This is a genomic window from Blautia sp. AF32-4BH (genome assembly GCF_003460565.1).
Taxonomy (GTDB): domain Bacteria; phylum Bacillota; class Clostridia; order Lachnospirales; family Lachnospiraceae; genus Fusicatenibacter; species Fusicatenibacter saccharivorans.
The window spans coordinates 43245-64232 of record NZ_QTVL01000004.1 but is presented as its reverse complement, the minus strand read 5'-3'; the positions used below and the strand labels follow the sequence as shown (position 1 = coordinate 64232).

Genomic DNA, 20988 nt, shown 5'->3' with positions numbered 1-20988 from the left:
TGAGGAAAGGGGAATTTGCCATGAGAGCGCAGAACCTTACACTGTTAACCGATTTATATGAACTTACCATGATGCAGGGCTACTACGAGAACCCGTCCGATCAGATCGTGGTATTTGATGCATTTTACAGAAAGAATCCATGTGGCGGCGCATACGCCGTATGTGCAGGACTTGAGCAGGTAATCGAGTATGTCCGCGATCTTCACTTTTCACCGGATGACATCGACTATCTCCGTTCCCTCCATATTTTCAACGATGATTTCCTGGAGTATTTAAGAGGCTTCCATTTCACCGGAGATATCTATGCGATCCCGGAAGGAACCGTCGTATTCCCAAGAGAGCCGCTCTTAAAAGTTGTCGCTCCGATCATGGAGGCACAGCTTGTAGAGACCGCGATTCTGAACATGATCAACCATCAGAGCCTGATCGCGACGAAAGCATCCCGCGTTGTTTACGCGGCAAAGGGCGACGGCATCATGGAGTTTGGACTCCGCCGTGCGCAGGGACCGGATGCCGGCATTTACGGCGCGCGTGCTGCCATGATCGGCGGCTGCATCGGAACCTCCAATGTCCTGACAGGACAGATGTTTGATGTTCCGGTCAAGGGAACCCACGCACACAGCTGGATCATGAGTTTCCCTGATGAATACACCGCATTTAAAACGTATGCGAAACTGTATCCGGAAGCATGCATTCTTCTTGTAGATACGTACGATGTTCTCGAATCCGGCGTTCCGAACGCCATCCGCGTTTTCAAAGAGATGAGAGAAGCGGGCCTGCCGATGAAAGGCTACGGCATCCGTATCGACAGTGGTGACCTGGCTTACCTGTCGAAAAAAGCATATCAGATGCTCGAGGCAGAAGGTTTCGGCGATGCCATCATTTCCGCATCCAGCGATCTCGACGAGTACCTGATCGACAGCCTCAAAACCCAGGGCGCGAAGATTAATTCCTGGGGTGTCGGCACAAATCTGATTACCTCCGGTGACTGGCCGGCATTCGGCGGCGTTTACAAGCTGGCAGCAGCAAAAGATAAAGATGATGCAGAATTCATACCGAAGATCAAGCTGTCCGAGAACTCCGAGAAAGTAACAAACCCGGGCAATAAGACGATTTATCGTATTTATGATAAAGAAACCGGAAAGATCCGTGCCGACCTGATCTGCCTTGCAGACGAGACCTTCGACGAGAGCAAAGATATGATCATCTTCGACCCGATCGAGACCTGGAAAAAGACGAAGATCAAAGGCGGAACCTACACCTTACGCGAGCTCCTCGTTCCGATTTTCCAGAAGGGCGCATGCGTCTACACTTCTCCATCCGTCATGGAGATCCGCGACATCTGCACCAGAGAGAAAGATACCCTCTGGGAGGAGTCCAAACGTCTGGTCAATCCGCATGAGGTTTACGTGGATCTGTCCGACAAGCTGTACCACATCAAGAGCGACCTGCTCGAGGAGATGAGCATGAAGGCTCTCGGCGAGCAGTAAGAAAGGAAGTCAAATGTTAAATATAGGAAGAAAGCAAAAGCTGGTAGTAGTAAAGAAAGTAGAATTCGGTATTTATCTTGGGGAGACCCGGGAAGCAGGCGAGAAGGAACGTGTTCTTCTGCCGATCAAACAGGTGCCGGAAGGAACAAAAGAGGGAGATGAGCTGGAAGTATTTCTGTACCGCGATTCCAGCGACCGTCTGATTGCGACAACCAGAGAGCCGAAGCTGGTGCTTGGAGAGCTGGCTGTCTTAAACGTAGCTGCTACCGGAAAGATCGGAGCATTTCTGGACTGGGGTCTGGAAAAAGATCTGTTTCTTCCGTTTAAACAGCAGACCCGCCGCCTCCATCCAGGTGATGAGGTTCTGGTTTCCCTCTACATCGACAAGAGCGACCGTCTCTGCGCAACGATGAAGGTTTACCATTTCCTGAAAACCAATTCTCCGTACGTCATAGGCGATATCGTAAAGGGAAGAATCTACGAGATCAGCGGAAACTTCGGCGTTTTCGTTGCTGTTGATGACCGCTACTCCGGCCTGATTCCAAAGAGAGAAGCACAGGCAGACTATCATGTCGGCCAGGAACTTGAGTGCCGCGTTACAGAAGTCAAAGAGGACGGAAAACTCTCCCTGTCCGCACGCGGAAAAGCGTACGAGCAGATCGCAATCGATGCAGAGAGCGTTCTTTCTGTGATCGAGGAATTTGCAGGTGTCCTTCCATTTGATGACAAAGCATCACCGGAAGTGATTCAGAGAGAATTCGGCCTCAGCAAAGCAGCATTTAAGCGCGCGGTCGGCCATCTGATGAAAGAAAAACAGGTTGTCATCCGCGACGGTAAAATCTGGACGGCAGAAAAAGCAAAATAAGAAAAAATCGGGCACTGGACAGGAAACGCATCCTCTCCGGTGTCCGTTTTTTTGTGTCAGACAGCAGATAAAATTTTGAAGTTTTTTCTGCGCCCGGTTTGCGGTTGCGCGAAGAGAGGATTGCGCTTATAATATGATCTATATGACAAAAAATGACACAGGATCTGATGGAGAGCGATGAAGAAAAAGAAAAGTAAGAAAAAAACATCTTTTATTTCCAAAACCGCAATGACGGTTTTGACGATCATTCTGATTATTCTGTTTTTCTGCATTATGTCGATGGTCGAGAAAATACAGGGAACGGCCCGCGTTGTCAACTATGCCGGTCTGGTGCGCGGAAAAACGCAGCGGATTATCAAGCTGGAGGATGCGGGAGAACCGCAGGATACGATGATTGCAGACATCAACGCTTATATCGACGGTCTGCGGAACGGAAGCAGCGAGCTGGATCTGGTGCGCCTGGATGACCGGGATTTTCAGGATAAGATGACTGAGCTGGCATCGTATTTTGAAGAGCTGAAGGCAGAGATTCTGCTGGTGCGTGAAAAAGGATATGAGAATACCGCGATTATCGAAAAGAGTGAGACCTTTTTCAAAATCTGTGACGAGGCGACGGGCCTTGCGGAAGCGTATTCGCAGAGAATGGCGTCTTCGCTGAAGAAGCTGGAGCAGGTGGTAGTAGGAGATATCATCGGTCTGGTGTTTGTCATCGGCATGGAGCTGATCAAGGCCGTCCGCTATGCGGCGGTGAACCGTATTCTGCAGAAGAAAGTCTATCTCGATGAGGCGACGGGCCTGCCAAATAAAAATAAATGCGAAGAGATTCTGGAGGGAAGCGACGGAGGAGAAGAAAATTCCGGCGTGTATGCGGTCTGCGTGTTTGACCTCAACAATCTGCGCACGATCAACAACAGTCTGGGTCACGACAAGGGAGACGAATATATCCGTTCCTTTGCCGTTCAGCTTCGAAAAGCAGTCCCGGAGGAGTATTTCGTCGGAAGAAACGGCGGAGATGAGTTTCTTGCCATTCTGCGCGGACTGAACCGCGAAGAAGTGGAAGCGTGCATGAATCACATCCGCACGCAGACGGCAGAATATTCCCGCCAGCACCCGGAGATGCCGATCAGCTACGCCGGAGGCTATGCACTGTCCACGGAATTTGAAGACTGTGATATCCGGGAACTGTTCCGCCATGCGGACCAGAACATGTATATCGACAAAAACCGCGCGAAGATGGAAGAAGCCGCCGCAGAGCGGAAGATCAGCCTGGAAGCGCTGGACGTCGTAAAGAAAAAGGGATACCATTTTTCCAACTGTATTTACTGCAATGCAAGACAGGACCAGTACCGGATTCTGCGTGCCGTTTCGGGCTTTTTCCTTGCCGAGGACGGCAGCTATACCGGTGCGGCCGAGCATATTGTGCAGGGCATCACGGATGAGGAAAAGAGAAAGGAAACGCGTAGAATGCTGGATCTTACCCATCTGAAGGAGTGCTATCAGAAGGGAGAAGAGAGCGTAGAAATTCTGTGCGAGTATCGGGAGGGCAGCGAAGGGGAAGCGCTCTGCCGGGGAAAAGTCACCATTCTGTTCTACGACGCGGCCGAGGATGGCGGACTGCACCATTTTCTGATGGGCTTTGAGCGGTTCCGCTCCAATGGGGAAGCTGCTCGGAATGAAAAAGAACAGCTCGACCAATACTATGAACAGATGAAACAGTCGATCATTGAAAACAGCCACTACGCCGAGGCACTTCTCGAGACGGCCGAGGCCGTGTTCGCCGTTGATCTGACGAATGATTCGCTGGAGCAGATTTTTTACCACAGCGGGCAGAAGAAATTTGACCTCAATATAGATCTGCCGTGTTCCTACGAGAAATACTGCGGGGAATGCAGTGCGTTTGTCGCGGAGGAGACATTGGAATCATACCGCATTGTGGATTCCTCGAAGAAACTGCTGCAGCGCTTTGAAAACGGAGATAAGCAGGTAGTCGTGGAGTATCAGGAAACAGATGAGTCCGGCAGAAGAATATGGCTGCAGAAGACGGTTCTTATGTCACAGGATACCGTCTACGACCGAAAGACAAAGCGGGAGAGCGTTGTGGTACACGGCATGATCCTTTTCCGTGATACGTCAGAGTTCCACAGCCGGGAAGAGAGGGAGAAGATACAGCTTCAGGATGCCTTTAGAGCTGCAGACAGTGCAAGTCGTGCAAAAACAGAATTTATGAACCGCATGAGCCACGATGTGCGCACGCCGATCAATGGCATTATGGGCATGCTGGATATCATCCGCAAAAACCGGCAGGATGAGGCAAAAGTGGACGACTGCCTCGATAAAATCAATCTTTCCGCAAGCCATCTGCTGGCACTCGTCAACGATGTGCTCGATATGAATAAGCTGGAGTCCGGAAAAGAGACGATCGAGAGCGCTTCTTTTGATCTGACGCATCTGATGGATGATGTGGCATCCCTTGTCAATGCGCAGATTACGGAGATGGGCATTACCCACCGTATGCACCGCGGTGAGCTGACGCACACGAGACTGATCGGCAGTCCGCTGCGCCTGCGGCAGATTATGCTGAATCTCTTCAGCAATGCAATCAAGTACAACAAGCCGGGCGGAACGATCGATACGTATGCGGGCGAAGTCTCCTGCGACGGAACCCGGGTCGTCTACGAGTTCCGCATCATGGACAGCGGCATCGGAATGAGCAGCAAATTTATCGAAAAAGAGCTGTTCCATCCGTTCACACAGGAGAAGTCCGGTGCGAGAACGCAGTACAAGGGAACGGGCCTTGGCATGTCGATCGTCAAAGAACTGATCGAAAAAATGCAGGGCACGATCGAGGTAACGAGCCAGCAGGGCGTCGGAACGACGTATGTATTCCGGCTTCCGTTTTACATTGACTGCGAGGGACAGCGGATTCAGGAAGTAAAGACACGGATCGCAGGAAAAGAGCTTGTCCGTTTCCACGTTCTGCTTGTCGAGGATAATGAGATCAACATGGAAATCGCCGAGTTTTACCTGACCGATCACGGTGCGACGGTGGAAGAGGCATGGAACGGCCGCGAGGCGGTCGAAAAGTATGCGGCGAATCCGCAGAAATTTGATGTGATTTTAATGGATCTGATGATGCCTGTGATGGGCGGTCTTGAGGCAGCGCGGCAGATCCGCACCATGGAGCTTCCGGAAGCAAAACAAGTCCCGATCATCCCGATGACGGCGCAGTCTTCCGAAGAGAGCAAAGAGGGATGCCGCGCGGCGGGCATGAACAGCCATCTGACCAAGCCGATCGAGCCGGACAGCCTGGTGCAGACGATCTTGGAGACAACGGAACATGCCTTTGGAAAATAGAGGAGAAAACGATGAGTTTTACGCATTTACATGTACATACCGAATACAGCCTTCTGGACGGATCGAACAAGATCAAAGAGTACGTTGCCAGAGTCAAGGAGCTTGGCATGAACAGCGCCGCGATCACCGATCACGGCGTCATGTTCGGCTGTATCGATTTTTATAAAGAAGCCCGCGCGCAGGGCATCAAGCCGATCCTCGGCTGTGAGGTTTACGTGGCGCCGGGTTCCCGTTTCGACCGCGAAACCAGCCGCGGAGAGGACCGGTACTACCATCTGGTTCTGCTGGCGGAAAATAATACGGGCTATTCCAATCTGATGAAGATTGTTTCGGCGGGCTTTATCGATGGATTTTACTATAAGCCGCGTGTCGACATGGAGATTCTGGAAAAGTATCACGAGGGCATTATCGCGCTTTCCGCCTGCCTTGCAGGTGAGGTGGCGCGTGCGATGGTGCGGAACCAGTACGAGATGGGAAAAGAGGCCGCACTGCGGTATGAGAAGATTTTCGGAAAAGGCAATTTCTTCCTGGAACTGCAGGATCACGGCATCTCGGAGCAGCGGATGGTCAATCAGCAGCTGATGCGCCTCTCGGCAGAAACCGGCATCGAGCTGGTGGCGACGAATGATATTCACTACACGTACGCAGAAGATGCGGATTCCCACGATATTCTTCTGTGCCTGCAGACCGGAAAGAAGATCACGGATGAGGACCGCATGCGCTACGAGGGCGGACAGTATTTCGTGAAATCCGAGGCGGAGATGGCATCGCTCTTCCCGTATGCACCGCAGGCAATCGAAAATACACAGAAAATTGCAGACCGGTGTAATGTGGAGATCGAATTTGGTGTCACAAAACTTCCGAAATTCGATGTGCCGGAGGGATACACTTCCTGGGAATACTTAAATAAGCTCTGCTACGACGGCCTCGAGGAACGGTATCACCCGGCGACAGATGAACTGAAGGCGCGGCTGAAATATGAGCTTGATACGATCAAAACGATGGGTTACGTCGATTACTTCCTGATCGTGTGGGATTTCATCAAATTTGCGCGCGACCACGACATCATGGTCGGACCGGGACGAGGATCGGCGGCCGGAAGTATTGTTTCCTACACCCTTGGCATCACACAGCTGGACCCGATGCGGTACCAGCTCCTGTTCGAGCGTTTCCTGAACCCGGAACGAGTTACCATGCCTGATATCGATGTGGATTTCTGCTTCGAACGCCGCCCGGAGGTCATCGACTATGTAACGAGAAAATACGGCAAGGACCGCGTTGTACAGATCGTCACATTCGGTACACTGGCGGCGCGCGGTGTCATCCGCGATGTCGGCCGTGTGCTGGATATGCCGTATGCACAGGTCGATTCGATTGCGAAGATGATTCCGAATGAACTGAATATCACGATCGACAAGGCACTGCAGATGAACCATGAGCTGCGGGAGCTGTATCAGGGCAATGAAGAGGTTGCACATCTGATCGACATGTCACGGAGACTTGAAGGTCTGCCGCGCCACACGTCGATGCACGCCGCCGGTGTTGTCATCGGCTCGCGTCCGCTGGTGGAATTTGTGCCGCTCTCGCGAGGAAGCGACGGAACGATCGTCACGCAGTTCACGATGACGACGCTCGAGGAACTGGGACTTCTGAAAATGGACTTCTTAGGACTTCGGACCCTGACCGTCATTCAGAATGCGACAAAGCTCGCAGAGCGTTACAGCAATAAGAAAATTGATCTGCTTCACATCAATTACAACGATCCGAAAGTGCTCGGTATGATCGGCGCATCGAAAACGGTCGGTGTGTTCCAGCTCGAGAGTGCGGGAATGAAAAACTTCATGAAGGAGTTAAAACCGCAGAGCCTCGAGGATATCATCGCCGGAATTTCCCTGTACCGTCCGGGCCCGATGGATTTTATTCCGCAGTACATCAAAGGAAAAAACAACCCGGAATCCGTTACGTACGATACACCGCTCTTAAAACCGATTCTGGAGCCGACGTACGGCTGTATCGTCTACCAGGAACAGGTTATGCAGATCGTACAGGCACTGGCGGGCTATTCGCTTGGACGGGCCGATCTGGTGCGCCGTGCGATGTCGAAGAAAAAGGCATCTGTCATGGAAAAAGAGCGCCAGAATTTCGTTTATGGAAACGAGGCCGAGGGCGTGCCGGGCTGTATCAAAAACGGCATTGATGAGAAGACAGCGAACAAGATCTACGACGAGATGATCGACTTCGCGAAATACGCCTTCAACAAATCCCATGCGGCGGCGTACGCGTTCGTATCGTACCAGACGGCATGGCTGAAATACTATTACCCGGTTGAGTTCATGGCGGCTCTGATGACCTCCTGCATCGATAACCCGGGAAAAGTCGCAGAGTATATCTTGAGTTCCCGCCAGATGGGCATTTCCATTCTGCCGCCGGACATCAACCGAAGCGAAGGAAAATTCACGGTGGACGGCCAGGCGATCCGCTATGGCATGGCGGCGGTCAAAGGCATCGGAAAGCCGGTCATGGAGGCGATCGTGGAGGAGCGGAGTGCAAACGGACCGTTCCGCTCGTTAAAGGATTTCGCGGAGCGTCTGAGCGGAAAAGAAGTCAACAAGCGGACCGTCGAGAACTTTATCAAGGCGGGCGCATTCGACTGCTTCGGCGTGACGAGAAAGCAGCTCATGTTCGTCTACGCCAATGTGCTCGATGATGTGGCGCGCGAGAAAAAAGATTCGTTAAGCGGCCAGATGAGTCTGTTTGACTTCGTAGATGAGACGACCAAACGGTCGTATGAAACGGTGTACCCGGATGTCGGAGAATACGAAAAGAGTGATCTTTTGGCGCTCGAAAAAGAGGTGCTCGGCATCTACGTCAGCGGTCATCCGCTAGAGGAGCAGGAGGAGTGCTGGCGGAAGAACATTTCCGCGGTAACGACAGACTTCCAGCCGGATGAGGAGACGGGTTTCCCATCCGTCACCGACGGCGCGAAAGAGATTGTCGGCGGCATTATCACGGATAAAAAAATCAAATATACAAAGAATAACAAGACAATGGCATTTCTCACACTCGAGGACCTCGTCGGCAGTATGGAAATCGTCGTATTCCCGCGCGATTACGAGAAAAACGCAGCGATGATGCAGACCGATGCGCGTGTCTTCATCCAGGGCCGTGTTTCCGCGGAGGATGATAAGCCGAGCAAGCTGATCTGCGAGAAAATTTTCCCGTTTGCAGGCATCCCGAAAGAGCTCTGGATCCAGTTCCCGGACAAGGAAACGTACGAGAGAGAAGTGGCGGATCTGTACCAGATGCTGCATGAATCCGACGGCAAGGACAGCGTGATTCTCTACATCAAATCGATCAAAGCGATGAAAAAACTGCCGCCGAGCCGCAATGTGCAGGCAGATGCCCGTCTGGTGGCGTCACTTCAGGCAAAATTCGGTACCGGAAACGTGAAAGTTGTAGAAAAGAGTATTGAAAAAAGGGCCTGAATGCTTTAAAATAAAACTGTGTGTGATTAATAAATAAAACTACTCGTTTATTAATGTGTGTGATGAGATGGAGGAATTCATATGGCAACGACTAACAAGGTAAAGACAATCGGAGTGCTTACCAGCGGTGGTGATGCACCAGGTATGAACGCAGCGATCCGTGCAGCCGTAAGAAGAGGTCTGCAGAAGGGCGTTCAGATGAAAGGTATCCTGAAAGGCTACGACGGACTGATGAACGAAGAAATCATCGACATGACAGCCCGCGATGTATCCGACACCATCGAGCGCGGAGGTACCATCCTTTATACCGCCCGCTGCGCAGAGATGCGTACACTGGAAGGCCAGAAACGTGCTGCAGATGTCTGCAGAAAACACGGCATCGACGGACTGGTAGTTATCGGCGGAGACGGATCTTTTGCAGGAGCGCAGAAACTGGCAGCTCTTGGAATTAACACCGTAGGTGTACCGGGAACCATCGACCTGGATATCGCCTGCACAGAATATACCATCGGTTTTGATACCGCGGTAAACACTGCAATGGAAGCCATTGATAAAGTAAGAGATACTTCCACTTCCCATGAGAGATGCTCGATCATCGAGGTTATGGGACGTAATGCCGGATATATCGCTCTGTGGTGCGGTATCGCAAACGGCGCAGAGGATATTCTTCTTCCGGAGAAATACGATTACGATGAGCAGAAGATCATCAACAACATCATCGAGAACCGTAGAAAAGGCAAAAAACATCATATCATCGTAAATGCTGAGGGCATCGGCCATTCCACCAGCATGGCGCGCAGAATCGAAGCTGCAACCGGCATCGAGACCCGTGCAACGATCCTTGGACATATGCAGCGTGGAGGAAGCCCGACATGTAAAGACCGTGTATATGCGTCCATCATGGGTGCTTACGCAGTTGACCTTCTTCTGGAAGGCAAAACAGACCGCGTTGTTGCATACAAGAACGGTGAGTATGTAGATTACGATATCGATGAGGCACTGTCCATGACAAAGACTCTGCCGGAATATCAGTGGGAGATCGCAAGAGCTCTTTCTTATAACTATACGAAATAAAAAAATATCACGAAACAGACTGTTTTTAGCAAGCAGTCTGTTTCATTGGTATAATAGCGGGAATAAAAATGTTTCCGCGGACGGAATAGAGAGACAAAATAAAAAAACAGGAGGAACTTAACAATGGTTACCTGGAACAATCTTGATAAACTGGCTTCTTTTGAGGAGTTGAAAAAAGTGGAGCGTGTCAATCTTGCCGAGGTGATGTCCGGCGAAAACGGAGCAGAGCGCGTAAAATCTTACAGCGTTCCGATGGCAGAAGGACTTGCGTATAACTACGCAGCAAAACAGGTGAATGAGGATGTCCTTGCCGCACTCGTAAAACTGGCAGAAGAGGCACAGCTTTCTGAAAAATTTGAGGAGCTTTACAACGGTGCTGTCATCAACACCGGAGAGAACCGTCTCGTGCTTCATCAGCTGACCCGCGGCCAGCTCGGAAACACCGTTACGGCAGACGGCGTAGACAAACGTGCTTTCTACGTAGAGCAGCAGAACCGCATCGCAGAGTTTGCGAACAAAGTACATGCAGGTGAGATCACCAACGCAGCAGGTGAAAAATTCACCACCGTTGTGCAGATCGGTATCGGCGGAAGCGACCTTGGCCCGCGTGCGATGTATCTGGCTCTGGAAAACTGGGCAAAGAAAAACGGCTGCTTCAAAATGGAAGCAAAATTCATCAGCAACGTTGACCCGGATGACGCAGCAGCTGTTCTGAATTCGATCGACGTAGCACATTCCATCTTCGTTCTGGTATCCAAATCCGGAACCACACTGGAGACTCTGACCAATGAGTCCTTCGTAAAAGACGCTCTGAAAAATGCAGGCCTGGATGCATCCAAGCATATGATCGCCGTTACCAGTGAGACTTCTCCGCTGGCAAAGAGCGACGACTATCTGGCAGCATTCTTCATGGATGACTACATCGGAGGCCGTTATTCTTCCACATCCGCAGTCGGCGGCGCTGTTCTGTCCCTGGCTTTCGGACCGGAAGTATTCGCAGCATTCCTCGAGGGCGCTGCAGCAGAAGATAAACTTTCTGCAAACAAAGACGTATTACAGAACCCGGAGATGCTCGATGCGCTGATCGGTGTTTACGAGAGAAACGTTCTTGGCTATCCGAGCACTGCAGTTCTTCCGTACTCCCAGGCACTGAACCGTTTCCCGGCTCACTTACAGCAGGTAGATATGGAGTCCAACGGTAAATCGGTCAACCGCTTCGGCGAGCCGGTCAATTACCCGACCGGTCCGGTTCTCTTCGGCGAGCCAGGTACCAACGGACAGCATTCCTTCTATCAGCTGCTGCATCAGGGAACTGATATCGTTCCGCTGCAGTTTGTAGGCTTCCGCAATAACCAGATGGAGACCGATGTCGACATCCAGGGCAGCACCAGCCAGCAGAAACTCTGCGCAAACGTAGCAGCTCAGATCGTTGCATTTGCCTGCGGTAAAGCAGATGAGAATAAAAACAAAAACTTCGAAGGCGGCCGTCCGTCCAGCATCATCATCGGAGATCAGGTAAATCCGAAGACGCTGGGAGCACTGCTTGCACACTTCGAGAATAAGATCATGTTCCAGGGATTCCTGTGGAACGTAAACAGCTTCGACCAGGAAGGCGTCCAGCTTGGTAAAGTCCTTGCAAAACGCGTTCTGGCTCATGAGACAGACGGAGCACTGAAGGTATTCAGTGATCTGCTCAATATCTAAAAGCGTTATTTTCTGATCAGAAAAGGCGTCCTGTGAAAAAAATCTCCCGGAAAAACTCCGGGAGATTTCAGACTATAGACAAAGCCCTGCTTAGGGGCGGTGACGTAAGAAAACATTTATGTGAGAGAATCGGCGTAGTTTAGGCTACGCCGGTTTTCTTTTCTTTTTGGGCTGCTTGGGATTGCTCCCTTGCGTCCTCAAAATCAAATGCACCAATGAAGTTATAGACGATCTCGATTTCTCTGACCTTGATGCGCGGCTCATTCTCGTCCGGCGTATAAACCTCGGAGATATAAATTTTCTCCACAAACTCCCGGAGAACAGAGGCGTCAAGCTGCTGCATATCAGTGTACTTCCTGACCGCTGCAATAAACTGTCTGACATTGACTTTCTGCTTTTCCTGTTCCTTGACTTCTTGCCGAAGATATTCGACAAGGTTTGTAAGGTTAGTCTGTTCCAATTCATAGTCACGGGACAGTATATCAGCATGGCGGCTCCCTCCGTGGGCCGCCGATCCTGCGCTGGGCAAAGAGAAGCGGCGGCCTTGATTTCTCAAAGCCGCCGCTGGTTTTATGGGCGTGTCAAAAGGGCTGTTGTACGACGGCTTTTTTTCTTTGCCGTCGCCCGGCAGTTGAAACAATACTGTTTATTTGATTTCCAATGAAATGGTTAGTGTATCATTTTCAATTTTAGCGAACACATTGCCGCCGAGCTTGTCAGTTAATAGTTTTACCACAGCAAGCCCCACTCCTGTACCGCTATTATGCCTTGATTTGTCCCCGGTATAAAATCTTTCAAATAGTCGGTTTGGGTCTATTTCCACCTTACTATCAATGGGATTTTCAATGATAAAAATAGCACTCTTTTCTTTGCCTTGCTTCAGGTCAATTTTAATCGAGCCAGAGGAATATCGAATAGCATTTATAATAAGATTTTGAAAAATACGTTCTACCATACCATAGTCCGAATGGAGATAAACGGAATGATCTGGCAGACCAATTACAGGAGATATGCCTTTTGCTTCCAATGCTGGGGCGTTCTCTGTGATAAGATTTATCAGCAAATTTGTTAAGTTGAAATCTTCACGCACAGGAGTTACTTCTTTTGCGTCTATTACAGAAACATCGTAAAAGGTTTGTATCAGCGCTTTCATTCTTTCTGCTTTATTATAAATGGTTTCTATACGCTGTGTTTGACCTGCTGATAAATTCTCCTTTTTTAATAATTGTAAATGGCCAAGTATTACCGTCAGAGGGGTACGCAAGTCATGTGAAATATTAGCAATGGACTCTTTCAAATACATTTCGTGCCGTAATGTGCTTGCAATGGACTGTCTTTGCTTTTCATTATACTGGTTTAATACTGCGGCCAGTTGTTCTATATCTTTATCAACAAGAGAGATGTCCAGCATCTTTTCCGATTTTCCAGTTGTAAGATCGGTCATTTGTTTCGATAGGTTACGGATTTGTCTTTTGATTTGCACATATTTGAAAAGCACTACTATCAAGACTGCGATAACTAAAATTAACAACAGCTTTATTCCAGACACCTCCCTCCTTGTTATTTGAGTTCACATTTGCGAAAGCTAATCCATGAAAAGGTTATCAAAGCAACTATCCAAACAACGCCAACTAAAATGGCCCATGGCAAAAAATAGGTCACAGAAAAAACCGCTTCCCGTATCTGATAGGTTGCCAAAAATGCAACAGGAAGATCAAACATCATTCCATACCCAAGATAAAGGCTAAGAACAAAAGTGACTAAAGCGGTAACAGCTATTGCTCTTGCAGAGCTTCTTAACCAAAAAACAATCCAGATTGCAATAAGAAAAGTCGCACTGTTCAAAAGCAGAGAATATAAAATCGCCTTACTGACCTGATAACAAAGGTTGCCTGCTTCGGTAATACCAAAGCGGACACTTTCTCTTATACAACCAGCCACAGGATAAACAAGAGCCATGATATTAAATGCAATTAAGTATGAGATTACTTTAGCAAAGAAAATGGTTTTTCTCGAATGTCCTGCATTGACCTCAAGATCAATCGTCCGACTGGAAAATTCCTGTCCTAAAATCAGAGCTAAAATACTGGATATAATTATCAGGAGAAAGGTTGAATCGTAAACCATTCCATTAAAAATATCTGCGAGGGATGTAGCAGCCCCACCCATAGGCCCCATAGCTTCCGGGACATAAGTATCTGCGGTAAAAAAACCAATCAAAAATATCCCTATTAAACCGCACCAATAAAAGATATTATGTGATAATTGATATTTTTCCATTTTCAGTAAGTTGTTCATTCCCACACCTCCTTGTTATTTCAAATCCGAGCGTCGGAACCACAGATAAGTACCTAAGCATAATGCCAGTATCCATAAAAAATCTGAAAACATGAATTGCCCGCCGGATATGTTGGATTGTTGCAATGCCATAAGCCGAAGCTGGCCCATAGGCAATATTTGTGAGATAAGCTGCACTTGATCTCCATTCATCAAAAAGACCATTAAGAAAAAGAGTACCATCGGCACAGCCATACTCTTTCCTATATCACGGAAAATGAAGGCAAAGAAAAAAGGTAATAGGCACATTGCAAATTGCGAAGCAATCACCATTACAACTATGCCGATGCTTGCCAATGCTCCTTTAGTGACAAACGTACCAATTATGCTATGTAACAACAGTGGAAAAGACAGGATAACCATGCAGGCGATTTGATGAACTACCAGCTTCGCAAATAGTATCTTTCCGCGTCGATGTCCGGCATTGATATATGATTGTAATGTTCTTCTGCCAAAATCATTTCCAACAAACAGGGCAGAAAAGATGATTGTGAGGAAATATAGGATTGGCATATTGTATATCGAAGCAAAGAAAAGGTTGGATGTTTCCCCAACGCTATCCAGTAACAACACACTACTTAAAAGGAGATTAAACAATCCTATCCCCCAAAAATACCAGCTATGGAACAGCTTATAAAATTCAGCTTTTAGGAGATTTGACATTTCCTGTCCCTCCTATTTTGCTTAAAAAGTAATCTTCTAATGTATCACCGGCCACAGAAAGACCTGTAACGAGAATATGTGCATCTGACAAAGCAGCAGCCACTTTTTCCATATCATCGAGATAATCATATAGGCGAATTATGCCATCTGGCATCAGCTTAAAACTATCTGTGTGTAGCGTTTCTTCCAAAACGATCAGAGCTTTTTGTGGATCAGTTGCCTTTATTGCGATATGCCGTTTGCAACGATCATTTAGTTCTCGATCTGATATTTCTTCGATAATTTTGCCTTTGTCTATTAAAATAAACTCTGATGCTGTCTGATACAGTTCCTCTAAGATATGGCTGGATACCAATATCGTCATTCCGTATTCCTTATTCAAGGACTTTAGCAAATTACGAATTTCCACAATTCCAGCAGGATCAAGCCCATTGATCGGTTCATCCAAAATAAGAAATTCTGGTGTATTTAATAGTGCGATTGCAATACCCAATCGCTGTCGCATCCCCAGCGAAAAATTACGGACAGCTTTTTTCCCGGTATCTTTCAGACCTACCATGTCTAAAGTTTTTTGGATAACTGCTTTGTCAGGGATACCACGTTGGATACGCTGTATCTCCATATTTTGATAAGCGGTCATTGTCGGAAAAAGCGCAGGTGTTTCGATCATGCAACCGATCCGCTTTCTCTGTTCCTGCAATTCCTTTTCGACGGTTTTCCCCCACAACGATAAGGTGCCGCTTGTCGGAAACGCTAATCCTGTAACCAATCTCAAAAAGGTGGTCTTTCCTGCTCCATTTTGGCCTATGAAGCCATAAATTTTCCCTTTTTCAATTTTCAAATCAATATGATCTAAGGCAACTGTGTGCCGGTATTCTTTTGTTAAGTCATGTGCTTCCAAAATAACAGAACTCATGTTGTCATCCTCCTTTACATTTTAGTGTAAGGGGAAATCATAAAGAATTTCTTAATTTCTATTTGGAAACCATAAAAAAAGCATAAAGCCAAGAGCTTACCCCTCGGCTTTATGCAAACGGTATCCAATGCCCCACACAGTATCTATAAACTCTTTATCCGGGCAAATGGCTTTCATCTTGTTTCGCAAGTTGCTAATATGGACATTCAAGGTGTTGTCCTCGCTGATATACTCTGTATTCCAAACACTTTGAAACAAATTCGCCTTTGAGAAGATCTTGTCCGGGTATTTCATAAGCAATTCCAGTATAGCAAATTCTTTCGCAGTTAAAGGTAACTCCGCCCCTTGTAGCATAGCTCTGTTGCCGTCTAAATCTAAAACCAAATCATTGCACTTCAAAGATGACGGCGTGCTGTTTTGAAATTGAATCCGGCGTAAGTTGCTTTCAATTCTGGCGAGAACTTCTTCCATATCGAAAGGTTTTGTAATGTAATCATCCGCACCAAGCCGCAACAAATCAATCTTGTTCTGTGTTGTTTCCTTTGCTGAAATTACTATGACAGGAACCGTTGAGAATTTACGAATATCCGCAAGTATAGTATCACCACTCCGATAAGGCAGCATTATATCAAGCAGAATAAGATCAATCTGATGTTCTTGTATGCAGTCTAACACATGAAGCCCATCATACTGACAAAGCACCTCATATCCATTTCCCTGTAAAAAATCAGCCAGCAATTTGCTGATCTCTAAATCATCCTCAACAATCAAAATTTTCATGTTGTTCTATGTTCACCTGCCTTATGTCAGCATTGTACTACACTTTTTATCTCTAATAGATTTAATTATATTTCCTTTCAGGAGAGAATACAAGGCATAAAATATGAATTATTAGATGTTAGAAGAACACATTTCTATTGCTGGGTACACTGGAAATATGAAACCAAAAGCCAGCAAAAGCCCCTCCTGTCTACGCATTTAGGGGGCAAAAAGCCCACGGAAATCAAGGCTTTTCGGCGGTGGTCGATGGGGTGGCAGAATGATTTATCAAATACCCGTCGGAACGGGCTTTGAAATGCGTAGGAAAATCTTTCCGGCGCTGGTTTTCCCGCCGGTTCTGTGGTATGCTGGAATAAGACAAAAAACGACAGGAGTTGACACGATGGCCGAACAGGAAATGTTACTGGACACAGCTACCATCAGGGCCGCCGTCGCCGGTGAGCTATGGGCTAAACAAAAAGTGATCGAACACTACACCCCCATGATCGACGAGTTGGCCGTTGACGAAGATATGAAGCAGCACCTTATTCTGAAACTGTTGGAAGAACTGCCTAACTTCCCAATGGGGCAGGCATAAGAAAAAGAGCGCCGGACGCAGAGGCTTTGACACCTCCGCGCCCGGCGTTTTGGATAATTGCCGATTATGTCATAGCAAACTCGGTGTGAGAGCTGTCCAGCTTCATAAACTTGGATTTCACCAGCTCTGCCGGGTAATCGTCCCCGGCAATACGGATGGTCTTGCGGACGCTGCACACGGTTTCCACCAGCAAGTCCACGATCTCGTCCAGCGTTTCCCGGTCAATGCCCTTGGCGTGCTGGCAAAGGTGTTCGTACTCGATGTTGTCCATGATGATCTCACGATAAATCTCTATGGCGCTCTGTGATTTCGCTCCCGTTCCTTTCCGTTCCGGCGGCTGTGCCGCTTCGTCCTCCGAGGGGAAGGGTCGGGAAAGGATAGGAATGGAATCGGTAATTGATACATCCGTAGTTGTTTTTTCTTTACTTGATATATCTTTATTTAATTGCATTGGATTTTCCAATGTCGGGTTTCCCGGTGTCGGATTATCCGATGTTGGATTTTCCAACACCGAGTTTTCCAATCCCGGTGCCGCCTCGTCCGGCTGCTCTGGCCGGGGCTGGGGCTGTTCAAAGGCCCGGTCGCTGCCGGAAGTGAAGTACATAGGCCGTCGCCTTCTTTCTGCGTTTGGGCAAAAAGAAAAGCCGCAGACTTTTTCAAAATCTGCGGCTTAGCCGGGGAACAGAAAAGGGCGCTGTCATGCTTGACAACACCCTGTTTCTGTCTGATTATTCAGTTGTTTTGACCTGCCCCGTTTTCCGCTGCCCTAAAAAACATTGATTTTACTGGTTTTTTTCATGTTTTCTTATGGCAACGCTCTTTTTTGCAGGGTTTTTTCATTTTCAGATTATCCCAGCTTCGCCGGGAGAGACGAGGAAACCGTGGTCTGGTGCTTTTGACGGAATTGCCGCGGGGTGATCTGGTACCGCTTTTTAAAGGTGCGGATCAGATGACTGCAGTCCGCAAAGCCGGTCTCGGCTGCAATATAGTTCAGGTCATAGTCGGTAAAAAGAAGCAGGTTTTCAACCTTGTTCAGGCGGATAAACTCGATATACTGCTTACAGCTCTGCCCGTAATGCTTCAGAAAAAGTTTGGCAAAATAGGAGTAGCTCATGTTGTATTTATGTGCCAGTGCCTCGATATTGATGTTTTCCTGGGAATGGCGGTCGAGATAGACGAGGATATCCTGCATACTCTGTTCCTCACTCTCGGAAATCGATTCGGGATTGAAACAGATTCCCTGGCAGTGCCAGATACGCAGAAGCCGGAGAAACAGTGTGGAAAAGAGAGAATAGATATAGGCATCATAACCGTATTTCTTTTCAAGAGCCTCCCTCTCAAGGGTTACAAAAAAATCATGGAGATTCAGCTCTGAGAGATCTTCCTGCGTAAACAAAAGCGAAGGATAGGTCATTGTGGCGATTTTATGGAAAGCAAAGCTCAGGTTCGGAAGGTAGCTTCCGGTGAGCTGGATGCGGTTCAGGTTGAATTTGATACAGAAATAGCGGAATGGCCGATCCTGGTCTGCGGCAAGTGCGTGGACCGTCTGTGGAGGAAACAGGATGAAAGAGCCCGGTTTTATGTGGTAGACGGAATCGTTGCAGCTCACGAGAAGAGAACCTTCCTGCAGATAAAGAACCTCCGTAAAATAGTGCCAGTGGGATTTGACCGGCATGGAAAAACTGTCGGAGCAGCAGGAAAAGGCTTCAATCGGCGAGTGCAGGATGTCACTGTATTCAAAAAGATTCTTCAACGGAAAAGTCCCCCTTCAGGTAAAAAATATTCAGTATTTTTCTGGGAATATCAGTTTCGGAAAAATAGAAACATTCTATTTTTGTACAGTCGCATTATATCATATCCAAATGAAAATTGATACAATGGCGAAAGCATTTGAAAGAAAATTAATGCTGAATTTGGTAACTCAATTTCCTAAGATAAGGGGGGATATGAAAACATGAAAAGCAACACGAAACAATTCCCGAAAAACAAAATTGCGTGGCTGTGGGAAAACATGGAGGGAAAACGGGCGCTGTACTTTGTCGGTATTCTCGGAACCGTTTTGTACAATATTCTGCAGCTTACGATTCCCTATTTTTCGGGAAAAATTGTGGATCTGTTTTTAACTGGGGAGAACGCGGCGACAAATCTTCAGGTACACCGTGACCTGCTTTACCGCTTGCTGTTTGCGATGGTCGGCTTTACGTTCCTGCGTGTTATCGTTGTTTATGGCAGCTGTATGATCTATGAGACGGTGTCGCAGAGTGTTCTGTACCGGGTGCGGAATTATCTGTACGACAAGCTTCAGCGTCAGGATATGACGTTTTACAGTACCTATCGGACAGGAGATCTGATGACACGGCAGACAGGAGACCTGGATGCGGTGCGTCACATGGTTGCATGGGTTGTACGAATGGTGGTTGAGTCATTTTCTCTGTTTGCTGCAGCGGCCGTTTTCTTCCTGTATACGAACTGGAAGCTGGCACTGTGCGTTCTTGTGATTTCACCGTTTGTATTCTGGATTATCTATCTGTTCCGGAACCGCGTTGCCCCGATGCATGCGGCGCTGCGTGAAAAACTGGCACAGATGAATACATGCGCACAGGAGAATATTTCCGGAAACCGCGTTGTCAAAGCGTTTGCAAGAGAAGATTACGAAATCGAGAAATTCGACCGTGCCAATACCGACTATGCGGAGACGAATAAGGCAACCGGAATGGTATGGCTGAAATTTTTCCCGATTGTCGAGAGTATTGCGAACCTGATGCCGGTTGTCCTGCTCGCAGTCGGCGGTGTTTTTATGATCAGAGGACAGCTTACTATGGGAGACTATGTGGCATTTTCAGGCCTCATCTGGGCAATCGCCAATCCGATGCGTCAGATGGGAAATATCATGAACGAATTTCAGCGGTTCTCAGCAGCGTCGAAAAAGGTCATGGAGCTGTATTACTCCGAACCGAAAATCAGGGACGAAGAAAATGCCGTTTCCCATCCGGAGCGGTTTGAAGGCAAAATCGAGTTTGATAACGTTTCCTTCCAATACGAGGATGGTGATTTGCCGGTTCTGCACAATATTTCCTTCACGGCCCATCCGAACGAGACGGTTGCGATCATGGGCGAGACCGGCTGCGGCAAGACATCGCTGATCAATCTGATCCCGCGGTTTTATGAGCCGACAGAAGGACAGATCCGGATTGACGGAATTCCTGTAGAACAGCTGAAGCTGTATGATCTCCGAAAACAGATCGGACTTGCCACGCAGGATGTTCTGCTGTATTCTGACACGATCGAGGGAAACATTGCCTACGGCGATGATTCGATCAAGATGAACGAGGTTGTCAAGTTTGCAAGGTATTCCGCTGCGGCAGATTTCATTTCAAAGATGCCGGAGGGCTACGATACCCTGGTTGGAGAGCGCGGTGTTGGTCTTTCCGGAGGCCAGAAGCAGAGAATTTCTCTGGCAAGAGCACTGGCGATCCGTCCATCGGTTCTGATTCTTGACGATACAACATCGGCGGTTGATATGGAAACAGAGAAACAGATTCAGCAGTCCTTACGGGAGCTTGATTTTCCATGTACCAAGATTGTGATTGCACAGCGAATTTCGACAACGAAAACAGCGGACAAGATTATTGTTCTGCAAAATGGCTATATTGAAGAAATGGGAACACATGAGGAACTGATGGAGAAGAAGGGTTACTATTATGAACTGGTGAAGCTGCAGACCGGTGTGGATGAACTGTAGG

General features: G+C 48.0%; 15 protein-coding genes and 1 pseudogene. 8 read left to right on the top strand and 8 right to left on the bottom strand.

Features of this window, described 5'->3' with window-relative positions; translation table 11 throughout:
• Positions 1–20: 20 nt before the first annotated feature.
• The 6 genes from DWZ44_RS06500 to DWZ44_RS06475 all read left to right on the top strand — a co-directional run bounded on the left by DWZ44_RS06500 (position 21) and on the right by DWZ44_RS06475 (position 11972).
• Positions 21–1490, top strand: coding sequence for a nicotinate phosphoribosyltransferase (locus DWZ44_RS06500; RefSeq protein ID WP_117761883.1), 1470 nt, complete (start codon positions 21–23; stop codon positions 1488–1490).
• A 13-nt stretch (positions 1491–1503) separates the two neighbouring features.
• Positions 1504–2355: a CvfB family protein gene (locus DWZ44_RS06495; RefSeq protein WP_117761882.1), complete on the top strand. Its 852-nt coding sequence runs from the start codon at positions 1504–1506 to the stop codon at positions 2353–2355.
• 177 nt (positions 2356–2532) lie between these two features.
• Complete coding sequence (locus DWZ44_RS06490; protein ID WP_117761881.1) at positions 2533–5709, top strand: ATP-binding protein; 3177 nt, start codon at positions 2533–2535, stop codon at positions 5707–5709.
• An 11-nt stretch (positions 5710–5720) separates the two neighbouring features.
• A complete protein-coding gene (locus DWZ44_RS06485; protein ID WP_117761880.1) occupies positions 5721–9194 on the top strand; it encodes a DNA polymerase III subunit alpha in 3474 nt (1157 codons plus the stop codon).
• Between the two features lie 81 nt (positions 9195–9275).
• The gene (gene pfkA, locus DWZ44_RS06480) at positions 9276–10268 is read left to right on the top strand and encodes a 6-phosphofructokinase (RefSeq protein WP_055226266.1); all 993 of its coding nucleotides are present in this window, start codon (positions 9276–9278) and stop codon (positions 10266–10268) included.
• A 123-nt stretch (positions 10269–10391) separates the two neighbouring features.
• Positions 10392–11972, top strand: a complete 1581-nt coding sequence (locus DWZ44_RS06475) for a glucose-6-phosphate isomerase (RefSeq protein WP_022462042.1) — start codon at positions 10392–10394, stop codon at positions 11970–11972.
• Positions 11973–12111: 139 nt separating this feature from the next.
• Here the strand turns inward: DWZ44_RS06475 and DWZ44_RS06470 are convergent, their stop codons facing one another.
• The 6 genes from DWZ44_RS06470 to DWZ44_RS06445 all read right to left on the bottom strand — a co-directional run bounded on the left by DWZ44_RS06470 (position 12112) and on the right by DWZ44_RS06445 (position 16668).
• Positions 12112–12612, bottom strand: a complete 501-nt coding sequence (locus DWZ44_RS06470) for a DUF4368 domain-containing protein (protein ID WP_117510059.1) — start codon at positions 12610–12612, stop codon at positions 12112–12114.
• Positions 12613–12618: 6 nt separating this feature from the next.
• Positions 12619–13521 (bottom strand): sensor histidine kinase, encoded by a 903-nt coding sequence (locus tag DWZ44_RS06465; RefSeq protein WP_055267777.1) that lies wholly within the window; start codon positions 13519–13521, stop codon positions 12619–12621.
• A gap of 11 nt (positions 13522–13532) precedes the next feature.
• On the bottom strand, positions 13533–14270 hold the full coding sequence (locus DWZ44_RS06460) for an ABC transporter permease (protein ID WP_055267780.1): 738 nt from the start codon (positions 14268–14270) through the stop codon (positions 13533–13535).
• Positions 14271–14285: 15 nt separating this feature from the next.
• Positions 14286–14972 carry an ABC transporter permease gene (locus DWZ44_RS06455; protein WP_117804448.1) on the bottom strand — a complete coding sequence of 229 codons (687 nt, stop codon included), beginning with the start codon at positions 14970–14972 and terminating at the stop codon, positions 14286–14288.
• A complete protein-coding gene (locus DWZ44_RS06450) occupies positions 14950–15888 on the bottom strand; it encodes an ABC transporter ATP-binding protein (protein ID WP_055267784.1) in 939 nt (312 codons plus the stop codon). Before DWZ44_RS06450 ends, DWZ44_RS06455 begins: the two co-directional genes overlap by 23 nt.
• Before the next feature lie 96 nt (positions 15889–15984).
• A complete protein-coding gene (locus DWZ44_RS06445; protein WP_055267786.1) occupies positions 15985–16668 on the bottom strand; it encodes a response regulator transcription factor in 684 nt (227 codons plus the stop codon).
• Between the two features lie 259 nt (positions 16669–16927).
• Here DWZ44_RS06445 and DWZ44_RS19490 point away from each other — a divergent pair, with 259 nt between their 5' ends.
• A complete protein-coding gene (locus DWZ44_RS19490) occupies positions 16928–17245 on the top strand; it encodes a helix-turn-helix domain-containing protein (RefSeq protein ID WP_242998350.1) in 318 nt (105 codons plus the stop codon).
• A 70-nt stretch (positions 17246–17315) separates the two neighbouring features.
• Here DWZ44_RS19490 and DWZ44_RS06435 read toward each other — a convergent pair.
• A pseudogene (locus tag DWZ44_RS06435) lies at positions 17316–17819 on the bottom strand (DUF6017 domain-containing protein); the annotation flags it as partial.
• A 273-nt stretch (positions 17820–18092) separates the two neighbouring features.
• Positions 18093–18998, bottom strand: coding sequence for an AraC family transcriptional regulator (locus DWZ44_RS06430; RefSeq protein WP_055267788.1), 906 nt, complete (start codon positions 18996–18998; stop codon positions 18093–18095).
• Between the two features lie 201 nt (positions 18999–19199).
• Here DWZ44_RS06430 and DWZ44_RS06420 point away from each other — a divergent pair, with 201 nt between their 5' ends.
• The gene (locus tag DWZ44_RS06420) at positions 19200–20987 is read left to right on the top strand and encodes an ABC transporter ATP-binding protein (RefSeq protein WP_055267790.1); all 1788 of its coding nucleotides are present in this window, start codon (positions 19200–19202) and stop codon (positions 20985–20987) included.
• Position 20988 lies beyond the last annotated feature (1 nt).